Origin of the sequence: Bacillus sp. 2D03 (assembly GCF_003946765.1) — a bacterium.
GTDB classification, from domain to species: domain Bacteria; phylum Bacillota; class Bacilli; order Bacillales; family Bacillaceae_G; genus Bacillus_A; species Bacillus_A cereus.
This window is the reverse complement of the sequence record NZ_RPSJ01000004.1, coordinates 224,571-237,125: the sequence shown is the minus strand read 5'-3', so window position 1 is coordinate 237,125 and position 12,555 is coordinate 224,571. Positions and strand designations below refer to the sequence as shown.

The window sequence follows — 12,555 nt, the reverse complement described above, 5'->3', positions numbered from 1 at the left end:
GGTATTCCAGATTGTAGTGATATGGATTTTTAATAAAAGATGATTTGAGGAGGAATTATATTATGCAAGTAGGATTAATTGGGTTAGGTAAAATGGGATTAAATTTAGGGAAAAATTTAATGGATCATAAACATGAAGTAGTAGCATTTGATTTAAATACGAGCGCAGTAGAAGAAATGAAAGAGTACGGGGCAACAGGTACATCTAGTTTAGGTGAACTTGTTCAGTCATTACAATCACCAAGAATTCTTTGGGTAATGGTACCACACGCTGTTGTTGATTCTGTTATTGATGAGGTTACACCACTTTTATCAAAAGGAGATATTTTAATTGAAGCTGGTAATTCACATTATAAAGAGTCTATCCGCCGATATGAGCAATTAAAGAAAGATGGCATTCACTTTATGGATGCAGGAACTTCTGGCGGAATGGAAGGCGCTCGTAATGGTGCTTGTTACATGATCGGAGGAGATCAAGAAGCTTGGGACATCGTTGAACCTATCTTCCGCGATACTGCTGTAGAAAATGGATTCTTATATGCTGGAAAAGCTGGTAGTGGTCACTTCTTAAAAATGGTTCATAACGGAATTGAATACGGTATGATGGCTGCTATTGGTGAAGGATTTGAGATTCTAGAGAAAAGTGAATTTGACTACGATTATGAAAAAGTATCAAGAGTATGGAACAACGGTTCAGTCATTCGTTCTTGGTTAATGGAATTAACAGAAAATGCATTTTCTAAAGATGCAAAACTGGATGAGATTAAGGGTGTTATGCATTCTTCTGGTGAAGGAAAATGGACAGTAGAAACAGCATTAGACCTTCAAACAGCAACTCCTGTTATCGCAATGTCTCTATTAATGCGCTACCGCTCATTAGACAATGATACATTTACAGGAAAAGTTGTAGCAGCTCTGCGCAATGAATTTGGTGGACATGCAGTAGAAAAGAAATAAAGTGAAACTTTAATAAGTAGGGGCTTCATTCCACACAAATCGGGCTTTTACGGGATAAGCATATTAAACATGTAACTCATCAACGTTTAAAAACTGGAGGGAATTAATCATGAAATTTTTTATTGATACTGCAAATCTTGAGGATATAAAAAAAGCATATAAACTTGGAGTTTTAGCTGGTGTTACAACGAATCCTTCTTTAGTAGCAAAAGAGGGCATTAAATTTGAAGACCGTATTGCAGAAATTTGTCAGGCGGTTCCTAAAGTTGAATCTGTTTCGGCAGAAGTAACGCCAGATGCTGTTACAGCTGAAGAAATGATTGCTCAAGCAGAAGAACTGATTAAAATTAACGGTGGCGATGAAAAAGTTACAATTAAACTTCCGATGACGTTAGCTGGATTAGAAGCTTGTCGCTACCTTACTGAAAAAGGTGTGAAAACGAACGTTACACTTATTTTCACTGTGAACCAAGCACTTTTAGCTGCTCGAGCAGGTGCAACGTACGTTTCTCCATTTTTAGGACGCTTAGATGATATTTCTGAAGATGGTGTACTATTAGTTGCTAAAATTGCTGAATTATTCGATGTTCATCAATTAGATACACAAATTATTGCGGCTTCTGTCAGACATCCAGATCATGTAACTCGTGTAGCGATGGCAGGTGCTCACATTGCAACAATCCCTTATAAAGTAATTGAACAACTTGCTATGCACCCATTAACAGACCAAGGTATTGAGAAATTTGCTGCTGATTGGGCGAAAGCGCCTAAATTATAATGTTATGAAAGTGAAGGTGCTTTCCGAAAATTGTTTTTCATGAGAAGACAAATCCTAAGTAACTTCATCGTTTAAAGTGGATACTGAGTTTGTAGTCTTACTACGTGAAAACAGCAAGAGAAGAAAGTGTCATTCACTTTTAAAAAAGGGAAAATTGATCGCGCGAAGCGTTTATCACAATAACATTATAATTATGGAAGAGAAATCCCCTTATCAGAGAGGTGAGTTAAATTGTATCTCTGATAAGGGAGATTCTTTTTATATCAATCATTATGATGTGAAGATGCTTTTAAGTGTATTATATCAATATGTAAAGGTATCTTTTACTCAAGTAAGAACTATATAGGTTTTTTTTATTATATAGAAATTTGAAAAGGTTTACATAAAGGGGGGATTGCGTATGAATATGTACCTTTTAATGATTACATTATTATCAATCGTAATTGTTATTTTAGGGGTATCGTGGTGGAGATGGCATGCATTTATTAGTTTAACGATTGCAAGTTTGTTTTTAGCAATTATGTCTGGGATGCCAATGGATAAAATAGTGAGTGCTTATGAAACGGGAGTCGGCAGTGTTCTCGGGCATTTAGTAGGTATTTTAGTATTAGGTACAATTTTAGGGAAAATGATGGCAGAGTCAGGTGCTGGAATGCAAGTGGCAGAGTTCTTTATTAAATCCTTTGGGATAAAAAACTTACCATGGGCGATGTTAATTGCAGGTTTTATTATTGGAATCCCGGTGTTTTTTGAAGTAGGCATTTTAATATTACTGCCGTTAGTAATTTCAATTCATAAAACAACGAAACAAAATATTTTATTGATAGCATTACCAGCAATTGCTGGGCTATCTGTCGTACACGGCCTTGTTCCTCCGCATCCAGGGGCCATAGTTGCAATTGGTATTTATAAAGCGAATCTTGGGAAGGTACTAATGTATTCACTCATTATTACATTTTTTGCAGCGATTATTGCAGGTCCTATATTTGCGAAATGGATTCACAAACGTGTAATTCCTGAAAATGAGCCGGAATTGATTCGTGTAAATACAAAATCAACGAAATTACCAGGAATAGGAGTTTCATTTTTAGTTATATTGTTACCTGTTATGTTAATGGTTTTAGCTGCAGCAGCTCCTTATGTGCCTCTTTCTAATACTTTGATGAAGATTGTCACATTAATCGGTAGTCCTATAATTGCACTATTGATTGCATGTTTTGCGGCGTTCTATTTTCTTGGATTTCGTCAAGGTATCGATAAAAAAGCTATTAAGAAGATAACAGAAGATAGCTTATTACCAATCGGTTCAATTGTTGCGATTATTGGTGCTGGCGGGGGATTTAAGCAAATTCTCATCGATAGTGGGGTAGGGAATGCTATTGCTCAAATGTCTGAGCATTTAGCTCTATCTCCAATTGTATTAGCATTTATAGTAGCTGGGTTAATTCGAATTGCGACAGGGTCAGCGACAGTCGCTTTAACAACAGCAGCCGGTATCGTTTCGCCAATCGTTGAAAATACGACAGGTGTGAATTTAGAATTACTCGTCATTGCAACAGGTGCAGGAGCGTTAATGTTTTCTCACGTAAACGATGCTGGGTTCTGGATGGTAAAAGAATACCTAGGTTTAACAGTGAAAGAAACATTTAAAACATGGACAGTATTAGAAACATTACTTTCATTTATCGCTTTTGGAGGCGTTTTACTACTCGATATGTTTGTTTAAGATAAAGATGTTTCTATTTAGATAATTATGGCTTACAACGTTATCAATAGATAAAAGGAATGTATTTTTATGGTGGGATACTGTAGCAATTTTTTGTTAGGAGGAAGAAATGGTGAGCTCAAAATATATGATTGGTGTAGATATTGGGACAACTAGTACAAAATCAGTTCTATTTTCTACTGATGGATCTGTTATTGCTAGTCATGGAATTGAATATCCTTTATATTCTCCTACACCTGAAACAGCAGAACAAGACCCAGAAGAAATCTTTCATGCAGTAATAAATACGATTAAAGAAACTGTACGAATAAGTAGTGTACAGCCGAATGATATTCTTTGTGTCTCTTTTAGTTCAGCAATGCATAGTATCATTGCTGTAGATGAAAAGGGAAAGCCGTTAACGAGATGTATCACTTGGGCAGATAATAGAAGTGCAAGCTGGGCGGAGAAAATAAAGAATGATATGAATGGTCATGAAATTTACCTTCGTACTGGGACACCAATTCATCCGATGTCACCACTTTCGAAATTAGTTTGGCTACAGAATGAGCAAGCAGAGTTATTCGCAAAAAGTTATAAATTCATTTCTATTAAAGAATATGTTTTTTACAAGTTATATAAAGAATATGTAATTGATTATTCTATAGCATCAGCGACAGGAATGTTCAATTTAAAATCTTTAAAGTGGGATGAAGAGGCTTTACATGTAGCAGGAATTACAGATGAAAAGCTTTCAAAGCTTGTTCCAACAACGCACAGTTTAACAGGATTAGATGAAGAGTTTGCCAAAGAGATGAATGTACTTGTTTCTACGCCTTTTGTAGTAGGAGCGAGTGATGGAGTACTATCTAATTTAGGTGTAAATGCAATAGATCCTGGCGTTGTGGCTGTTACAATTGGTACAAGCGGTGCGATACGTGCTGTAACAAATCGTCCTGTAACAGATCCAAAAGGTAGAATTTTTTGTTATGCGTTAACTGAAGACCATTGGGTAATCGGTGGTCCAGTTAATAACGGTGGTATGATTTTCAGATGGGCTCGTGACCAATTGGGCACTTCAGAGATTGAACTTGCAAAGCGCTTAGGAAAAGATCCATATGAGGTGCTTACTGAAATAGCAACAAAAGTGAATCCTGGATCTGACGGTTTATTATTTCACCCGTATTTAGCAGGGGAAAGAGCTCCTTTATGGAATGCAAATGCACGAGGATCTTTCTTTGGACTCGGATTGCATCATAAGAAAGAACATCTTATCCGTGCTGTTTTAGAGGGGGTAATTTATAATTTATATACAGTTCTTCTCGCTTTAAAAGAACTAATTGGCGAACCGAAAAAAATTCAAGCGACAGGCGGTTTTGCAAGGTCGGAACTTTGGAGACAGATGATGGCGGATATTTTCCATCAAGACGTATATGTTCCTGAAAGTTTCGAAAGCTCTTGCTTAGGAGCTGCAATCCTCGGTTTATATAGTTTAGGTGAAATAGATACATTATCCGTAGTTTCTGAAATGGTAGGTGCAGATTTTCATCATGAGCCAAACATGGAAAGTGTGGAGAAATATAAAGATTTAACGCCAATCTATATTCGTCTGTCCCGTCAATTGGAAGAAGAATATGAAAGTATAGCAGCGTATCAAAAAAAGTGGGTTTAAAAGTTATTTACCAATAAAATATGGTAACGTATAAAGAGGTACTCCGATTTTTTTGGATACTCTTTCAACATAAAATATTTTAAGAAGTATGATGAATGAAAAATATAGGGAGAGAGGGTTATGAAAATGAAGGATAACAAAGAGTTTATCGGATATGTTGGGACTTACACGAAAGAAAATAGCGAAGGAATATATAAGTTTATTTTAGACACGGAAGCAAAAAAAATTGGTAATGTAACACTTGCCGCTAAGTTGGATAACCCTACATATGTAACCATTAACCGAAATAATGAATATCTCTATTCCGTTGTTAAGGAAGACGAATCTGGCGGTGTAGCTGCTTATTCCATTGATAGTCATACTGGAGAACTAAAAGCGAAAAATAGACAAGTAGTAGAAGGGGCTTCTCCTTGTCATATTAGTGTTGATAGTGGAAATCATACAGTAGTTACAGCAAATTACCATAAAGGAACGATTGAGTCTTTTGAAGTAAATGAAGAAGATGGAACTGTAAATCCTGCTTCATCTATTATGGCGCATGAAGGTTCAGGTCCGAATAAAGAAAGACAAGAAAAACCACATGCACATTACGCGGGGTACACTCCTGATGAAAAATATGTGGTAGGTGTTGATTTAGGGATAGATAAATTAATTACGTATGAAATAAAAGATAGTACATTAATAGAAGTGAATAGCCTGTCTGTGAATCCGGGAAGTGGACCAAGACACATTGCTGTTCATCCAAATGGAAAATACGCTTATGTAATGACGGAGCTTAGTTCAGAGGTTATTGCGTTAACATATAACTCGGAAGAAGGATCCTTTACAGAATTACAGTATATTTCTACTCTTCCAGAACAATTTGATGAAAATAGTCAAGGCAGTGCTATCCATATTTCTTCTGACGGCCGCTTTGTATATGCAGGTAATCGTGGTCATAATAGTATTGCTGTTTTCAGTGTGGATCAAAACTCAGGTGAGCTTGCATTTGTGGAACATACATCTACAGAAGGAAATTGGCCGAGGGACTTTGTATTAGATCCTACTGAAAAGTTTCTTGTTGCTACAAATGAAAAGTCACATAATCTTGTGCTATTTTCAAGAGATGAATCTACAGGAAAGTTAACACTTTTACAATCTGATGTTGCTGTGCCAGAGCCTGTTTGTGTGAAGTTTTTAAATGTTTAAGTTGTGTTCGATATAATTTCATATACTCAGAAAACAATAAAAAGCAAAGCGATATCGCTTTGCTTTTTATTGTTTCTTTTTCGGCCTACGTACTAATTCGCCGCCGCAGTTTGGACAAACGTTTTGTCTTTCTTCTGTACATGGTGCGCAAAATGTACATTCATATACACAAATGTATGCTTCAGAATCTTGTTCGAGCGATTGATCGCAAATTTGACAGTTTGTTTTCATTTCTAGTGCCATAATAAGTCTCCTTTTAGTTAGAAAATTTATAATTTAATTATAATTCATTAAATAGAAATAGTCCTTTTCAATTGAAAGGAAATCGAATGATAAAGTTATGAATTGAAACGAAAGATGCCGGTTTATTTTAAAATTGATTATTTATTACAGTTGGAATATTATGAAATAGTCAAAAGACAACAGGGGGTATAGATTTTGACTAATCATAATGATCATTTAAAAGCAAACTGCGAAAAATGCTTCGGTCTATGTTGCGTGGCGTTACCGTTCGCAGCATCAGTAGATTTTGCGGTGAATAAAGATGGTGGTAAACCATGTTCCAACTTACAATCAGATTTTAAATGTAGTATACATAAAAATCTTAGAGGAAAAGGTTATAAAGGTTGTACAGTATTTGAATGTTTCGGTGCTGGGCAGAAAATTTCTCAGGGTACGTTTAAAGGAATTGATTGGCGGAAAGATGCTAAGCATGCGAGAAAAATGTATGATGCTTTTCCGGTTATGCATCAGCTTCATGAAATGCTTTGGTATTTGAATGAGGCGATTATTTTAAAGGCAACACAGCCAATTCATAAAGAGCTGGAGACCGCAATTGAGGAGACAGAGCGACTTTCGAATTTAAATCCAGATGAGTTAATGAAAATAAATGTTCCAATGCATAGGGCAGAGGTGAACATTCTTCTTTTAGAAACGAGCGAATTAGTATGGAAGGAAATGAATACTGCACGTAAGAAACGAATCATTCACCGCGGAGCAGATCTTATGGGAGCAAATTTGAAAAAGAAAAATTTACAAGGTGCAAATTTAAGGGGGGCTTACTTAATTGCGGCTAACTTAAATGGAGCAAATTTAAGAGGAGCAGATCTTATCGGAGCAGATTTAAGAGATGCAGATATTCGCGGGGCTGATTTTACAAATAGTATTTTTCTGACGCAAGTTCAAATTAACGCAGCGAAAGGGGATAAGCATACGAAATTACCGAAAATGTTATCCCGTCCATCGCATTGGAGTGCGTAAAGAGTGAGGAGTGTTTAGTGTGGATATATTTCAGTATTTAGAAGAGATGCAAGAGGATGTCTTTTCGTTAGCAGTAGAGCAAATAGAAGCGAAGTATTTTGAAATTTGTAGCATGTTAGCGTCTGCAGAATATGCAGAACGAATTAAAGCAATTGATTTAGAGTCATATAAGGAAAGTATTCGAGTAGGTTTGGATGCAGCTGTAGAAATGGCTACTAATGAAGAATCAAAAGCGATTTATTTTGAGTATGACCTTGATAACGAATGGGATAGTCAGTTTTATATTTGTGAGGAATATATTCCACTTGAAGAAGAGGACGATGATGGGGCATCTGAATGGACATATAATATTGAGGGGCCGGGGTCTGTAGAATTAGCAGATATGTATAATGGAAATGGCTTTGACACAAGTGAAAAAGCAGTCGGTGTAACTTTATATTTAATTGCTAAAACGCTGTGTAGTTTTATAAGTGTACGTAGTGAAGTGCAAAGTAATATACCGATTTGTATTGGTTTTCACGACCAAGATCCAATAATACGAACAGGCAGAGACTAAAAATCTCTGCCTGCTTTTTATTTCTTTTCAAAAGTAGTAATTAAAACGCTACATATAATAAGAATACCGCCAATAAAAAAGTTACTATTTAATGTCTCATTTAATAAGAGCCAGCCAAGTAATGATCCAACAATAGGTTGTAAGAAGAAAAATAAGGAACCGATGCTTGCATCTATTAATTCTAATCCTTTATTCCAAAGGAAAAAGGCACCTGCTGTTGAGACAATACCTAAGTATAATACGCCAAATATTACGTACGTATTTACTGTTCCGATAGAGGATGTTTGTAGTTCCCATATCATAAAAGGTGTAATAAAAAAGAGTGAAAAGAATATGGCATACGTTGTAATAACTAAGGATGAGAATTGGATTGAAGCGATCTTTACATAAATAGATAGTAAAGCCCACGTAATAGCGGCTCCAACTAAAATGATTGTTCCGATAAAATAGGAGCCAATTTCAATATCCCACCCGATTACGATAATAACGCCGATTGTCGCTAGTATAGTAGATAAAAGTCTACGGGCGCTTAGTTTTTCTTTCAAAATGAGCGCTGCAAATATAACCATAAATGCAGGTGTAGCTGATGTAACTAACGAGCCTGTATGAGCGTCGGATAATTTTGTTCCGATAAATTGGCATGTGATCGAAATGAAATAGCCGATAAATCCAATCCAAGCGAATAGGAGCCAATCTTTTTTGCGAATGGTTACTTTTTTCTTTTGCTTTTTCTCAGCTAGTTTCAAAATGCCATACAAAACAACAAAAGCAATGATAAAGCGTAGCCAAACGAGTGTTAGTGGTGGGATAAAATCGAGTACGTATTTGCTAACAACATACATACCACCCCATATACTTGCTGCTAGTGATAAACATATAGCTCCTAAAATTGTGTGTTTCATGTAAAGTACCTCCGTCTATTTTTAGGGTATTATGAGTTCCCTAAGACGAGGCGTAGTGTATGTGTTATATGATTGCCCGTCTTAGTTTATAGACGGCCTACAGGTTGATCGTTTTCGAATGAAGTGTTGTAGTACATGCGTGCATTCCTCCTCTTTAAGTTATAATGATATTATAACTTAATTTTCTGATTATTGGAGGGTGTTATGAAATATATCGTTATAAAATCACATGTTAGCAATTATCCTAATCCAATTCGCTTAGAAGAGGGGGATGTAGTGAAAATGATAGAGAGTTACGTTGGTCCGGAAAACTGGGAAAACTGGATGTTTTGTCACGAAGAGAAATATGACCGGACAGGATGGGTTCCGGAGCAAATTATAAAAAAAGATATGAATGGAACAGGAATTATTATAAAACAATATACTGCGAAAGAATTAAATGTGAGTATTGGAGAAAGAGTGATCGGATTAGAAGAATTGAATGGATGGGTTTGGTGCGAAGGAAGAGATGGTGAGAAAGGCTGGGTACCAAAGGAAAACTTACAAAAATATTAATAATAATATTTGATTAATAATTAGGAAACATATTTTTGCTTATGAGTATATTGGTTGTAGGATAAAAAGTAGATTAATAGAGAAAGAGGAGGAGATTATTATAACTACAACCGTTATTTCGCATTTTTACAATGAAGAGTATTTATTGCCATGGTGGCTTATGCATCATACGAAACTTTTTGATCATGGTATTTTAATTAATAAAGGTTCAACAGATCGTTCGGTTGAGATTTGTAAAAAATTCGCACCGCATTGGGAAGTGCGAGATTCTGTAAATCCAGAGTTTGATGCATATACGACAGATCATGAAGTGATGAGGATAGAACAAGAAGTACAAGGATGGAAAATGGTTTTAAATACGACTGAGTTTCTTTGCATGCAAGATAAAAATCAGTTTTGGAAATCACTAGATGAATTGGGAGGGAGGATGTATTGGCTGGACGGGCTTATTATGGTTGATGATCCTAACTACAACTATCCGGACCTTAACTTTAGAATACCTTTAATGAAACAGCGATTTCATGGTTATTTACCAGAGGAGTGGAGACTATGGAGAAGGGGCAGATTTATTCATAATCATGAGCATGGAAGTTATACGGTTGGAAGACATTTATCTGCGCATGAATCGATGATTTATCCACCTCTTGCCTGTATATTATGGTATGGGTTTAGTCCGTGGAACGATGCGATGAGAAAGAGAAAATTACAAATTGGTCCGACTCTTTCTGAAGCTAGTAAGCATGGGGGAATGGGTACGCATCATATTGTTACGCCGGAAAGATTAGAAGAATGGTATAAGGAATTAGCGAGAGGAACGAAGGATTTACGTTTTAATGATGCATATCGTTATGTTTTTGTATAAATGATTTCCACCATAAAATTGTTTCTTCAATTCCTGTATTTAGATCGTATGTTGGTTTCCAGTTTACTTCAGTTTTTAAACGTTCTACATTAACCCCGACAAATAAAGGTTCATCTTTAGAGAAAGGGATTGCACCTAGTTTAATTAAATGTTCTTTTCTTATCTTTTTAGCAATGATAGAAGCTAACTCTTTAATTTGTACAGATTGACCAGAAGCGATATTGATGGTGCCTGTAACGCCGTGTTCTAATATTGTTACGAGAGCGTCAGCGACGTCACTCACATGGAGGAAATCTCTCGATTGTTTTCCATGTGTACATAGTGCTTCCTCGTTTTTTAATAAGGAAGTGATAATGTTAGAAACGAGCCGATTACCTTGTTCGTGAGGGCCATACATATGAAAAATGCGGCCCCAACACATGCTGAGGCCTGTTTGTTGTGCATACGTTTCTAGCCAGGAGTGCAGTGCATTTTTACATAAAGAATACGGGGTTTTATAGGAAAGGAGCGGTGAATCTTCAAATAATACGCCGTTAAACCATTCGTATTCTGCGCCAGTACCTGCAACGACAACACGCTTTCCGCCGCATGTTGTGAAGTGTTGAATCAATGAAATACTAGACTTTAGCCAATAGTAATTATTAATAGATACATAGCATGCTGGTGGCACTGCTTCCCAAGCAAGGTGAATGAGATGGCTAGGCTGAACGTCCGAAATGAATTGTTTTACTTCGTCATCGCGAAGCAAGTTTACTTTATGCCAATGGCAAGGGAGGTGAGAGGGTTTATTTTTATTATACGTGGCGTGCACTTCATATCCCTTTTGTATAAGTGAATGTACAACATATTTACCTATCCAGCCACTACCACCTGTTACAACAACTTTCTTCATGGCTCGATCACCTCAACTTCTGGAACCGTCACTAAAAATTTACCGCCCCATTCACGAATGAAAGAGCATTCTTTCATAATTTCGTCTTTCAAATTCCAAGGAAGTATGAAAATGTAATCCGGTTTTGTACGTTTAATTTCTGCTGGAGATTTTATTGGAATACGAGTTCCTGGTAAAAGGAGATTTTGTTTGTGAGGATTTTTATCTACTGTATAAGCTAGAAATTCTTTACCTATCCCGCAATAATTCAAAAAGGTGTTTCCCTTAGCTGGAGCACCGTAACCGATAATTTGTTTGTTTAAAGCTTTCGCTTCAATAAAAAACTTTAAAATATTTATTTTCAATTGTTCGATGCGTTTAGAAAAAAGGAGATAGCAATCTAAAGTATCTAACCCGTGGTCGACTTCTTTTTGAATTAATTTTGTAACATTGGAATGGATAGTTGATTGGGCACTTAGATGGTTTACAAAAATCCGTAAGGAACCACCATGCGTTGATAGTTCTTCTACATCAACAATTTGTAAATGATGATAACTTAAAACTTTTTGAAGGCTTATAAGTGAGAAGTAGGAAAAGTGCTCATGGTAGATAGTATCGAACTGTTTAAAGGATATGAGGTTTAATAAGTGTGGGAATTCAATTGTTATCGTGCCATCTTGTTTTAATAACGTTTTTAAACCGGCAACAAAATCATGCAAGTTTGGAACGTGTGCTAATACGTTATTTGCGACGATTAAATCAGCTTGTGGCAATTTTTTTGCTAAGTCATTACTGAAAAAATTCACATGAGTAGGAATTCCTTTTTTGATAGCAATTTCTGCTACGTTTTTCGCGGGTTCAATTCCCAATGTCTCGATATTTTCTTTTTTAAAGTATTGTAATAAGTACCCATCGTTACTTGCGATTTCAATCACTTTTGAATGTTTCGTTAAGTTGAAACGCTTAATCGCCATTTCTACATATTGTTTAGCGTGTAGTAGCCAACTTGAGGAGTAAGAGCTGAAGTATAAATAGTTATGAAAAATATTTTGTGGAGATTCAAATTCATCTAGCTGTACGAGTAAACAAGAGTTACAAACAAATGTGTGCAGCGGATAAAAAGGTTCCATTTTATATGAGCTTTCAGGAGCTACAAATGAATTAGCAAGAGGGGAAACGCCCAAATCTAAAAAAGTGTTGGTTAGTAATGAGTGGCAAAAACGGCATTTTTTCTGTTCCATTTTATAGCC

Annotated in this window: 13 protein-coding genes; 9 read left to right on the top strand and 4 right to left on the bottom strand. The window is 36.1% G+C overall.

Features of this window, described 5'->3' with window-relative positions; all coding sequences use genetic code 11:
• Positions 1-62 precede the first annotated feature (62 nt).
• The 5 genes from gnd to EBQ15_RS11720 all read left to right on the top strand — a co-directional run bounded on the left by gnd (position 63) and on the right by EBQ15_RS11720 (position 6,299).
• On the top strand, positions 63-956 hold the full coding sequence (gnd, locus tag EBQ15_RS11740; protein WP_001195922.1) for a phosphogluconate dehydrogenase (NAD(+)-dependent, decarboxylating): 894 nt from the start codon (positions 63-65) through the stop codon (positions 954-956).
• Between the two features lie 109 nt (positions 957-1,065).
• Complete coding sequence (gene fsa, locus EBQ15_RS11735; protein WP_000667676.1) at positions 1,066-1,734, top strand: fructose-6-phosphate aldolase; 669 nt, start codon at positions 1,066-1,068, stop codon at positions 1,732-1,734.
• A 400-nt stretch (positions 1,735-2,134) separates the two neighbouring features.
• Positions 2,135-3,460: a gluconate permease GntP gene (gntP, locus tag EBQ15_RS11730; RefSeq protein WP_001057623.1), complete on the top strand. Its 1,326-nt coding sequence runs from the start codon at positions 2,135-2,137 to the stop codon at positions 3,458-3,460.
• A gap of 109 nt (positions 3,461-3,569) precedes the next feature.
• Positions 3,570-5,111 (top strand): gluconokinase, encoded by a 1,542-nt coding sequence (gene gntK, locus EBQ15_RS11725; RefSeq protein WP_000254933.1) that lies wholly within the window; start codon positions 3,570-3,572, stop codon positions 5,109-5,111.
• 120 nt (positions 5,112-5,231) lie between these two features.
• Positions 5,232-6,299 (top strand): lactonase family protein, encoded by a 1,068-nt coding sequence (locus EBQ15_RS11720; protein WP_000782212.1) that lies wholly within the window; start codon positions 5,232-5,234, stop codon positions 6,297-6,299.
• A gap of 66 nt (positions 6,300-6,365) precedes the next feature.
• Here EBQ15_RS11720 and EBQ15_RS11715 read toward each other — a convergent pair whose 3' ends face one another.
• Entirely contained in the window at positions 6,366-6,542 is a 177-nt protein-coding gene (locus EBQ15_RS11715; RefSeq protein ID WP_001162791.1) for a DUF1272 domain-containing protein, read from the bottom strand.
• A 195-nt stretch (positions 6,543-6,737) separates the two neighbouring features.
• Here EBQ15_RS11715 and EBQ15_RS11710 point away from each other — a divergent pair, with 195 nt between their 5' ends.
• Together EBQ15_RS11710 and EBQ15_RS11705 are read left to right on the top strand one after the other, a co-directional pair.
• Complete coding sequence (locus EBQ15_RS11710) at positions 6,738-7,559, top strand: pentapeptide repeat-containing protein (protein ID WP_000181427.1); 822 nt, start codon at positions 6,738-6,740, stop codon at positions 7,557-7,559.
• 19 nt (positions 7,560-7,578) lie between these two features.
• On the top strand, positions 7,579-8,115 hold the full coding sequence (locus EBQ15_RS11705) for a hypothetical protein (protein WP_000350929.1): 537 nt from the start codon (positions 7,579-7,581) through the stop codon (positions 8,113-8,115).
• Between the two features lie 17 nt (positions 8,116-8,132).
• Here EBQ15_RS11705 and EBQ15_RS11700 read toward each other — a convergent pair whose 3' ends face one another.
• Positions 8,133-9,017 carry a DMT family transporter gene (locus EBQ15_RS11700; protein WP_000683261.1) on the bottom strand — a complete coding sequence of 295 codons (885 nt, stop codon included), beginning with the start codon at positions 9,015-9,017 and terminating at the stop codon, positions 8,133-8,135.
• A gap of 204 nt (positions 9,018-9,221) precedes the next feature.
• On the opposite strand from EBQ15_RS11700, the gene EBQ15_RS11695 reads away from it, so the two are divergent.
• The gene (locus EBQ15_RS11695) at positions 9,222-9,572 is read left to right on the top strand and encodes an SH3 domain-containing protein (protein ID WP_000875291.1); all 351 of its coding nucleotides are present in this window, start codon (positions 9,222-9,224) and stop codon (positions 9,570-9,572) included.
• 61 nt (positions 9,573-9,633) lie between these two features.
• Positions 9,634-10,434, top strand: coding sequence for a glycosyltransferase family 2 protein (locus EBQ15_RS11690; RefSeq protein WP_082186600.1), 801 nt, complete (start codon positions 9,634-9,636; stop codon positions 10,432-10,434).
• Here EBQ15_RS11690 and EBQ15_RS11685 read toward each other — a convergent pair.
• Both EBQ15_RS11685 and EBQ15_RS11680 read right to left on the bottom strand, forming a co-directional pair.
• A complete protein-coding gene (locus EBQ15_RS11685) occupies positions 10,403-11,326 on the bottom strand; it encodes an NAD-dependent epimerase/dehydratase family protein (RefSeq protein ID WP_000758367.1) in 924 nt (307 codons plus the stop codon). The genes EBQ15_RS11690 and EBQ15_RS11685 overlap by 32 nt on opposite strands.
• Positions 11,323-12,546, bottom strand: a complete 1,224-nt coding sequence (locus tag EBQ15_RS11680; RefSeq protein WP_000435775.1) for a class I SAM-dependent methyltransferase — start codon at positions 12,544-12,546, stop codon at positions 11,323-11,325. The genes EBQ15_RS11685 and EBQ15_RS11680 overlap by 4 nt, the downstream gene beginning before the upstream one ends.
• Positions 12,547-12,555: the final 9 nt, after the last annotated feature.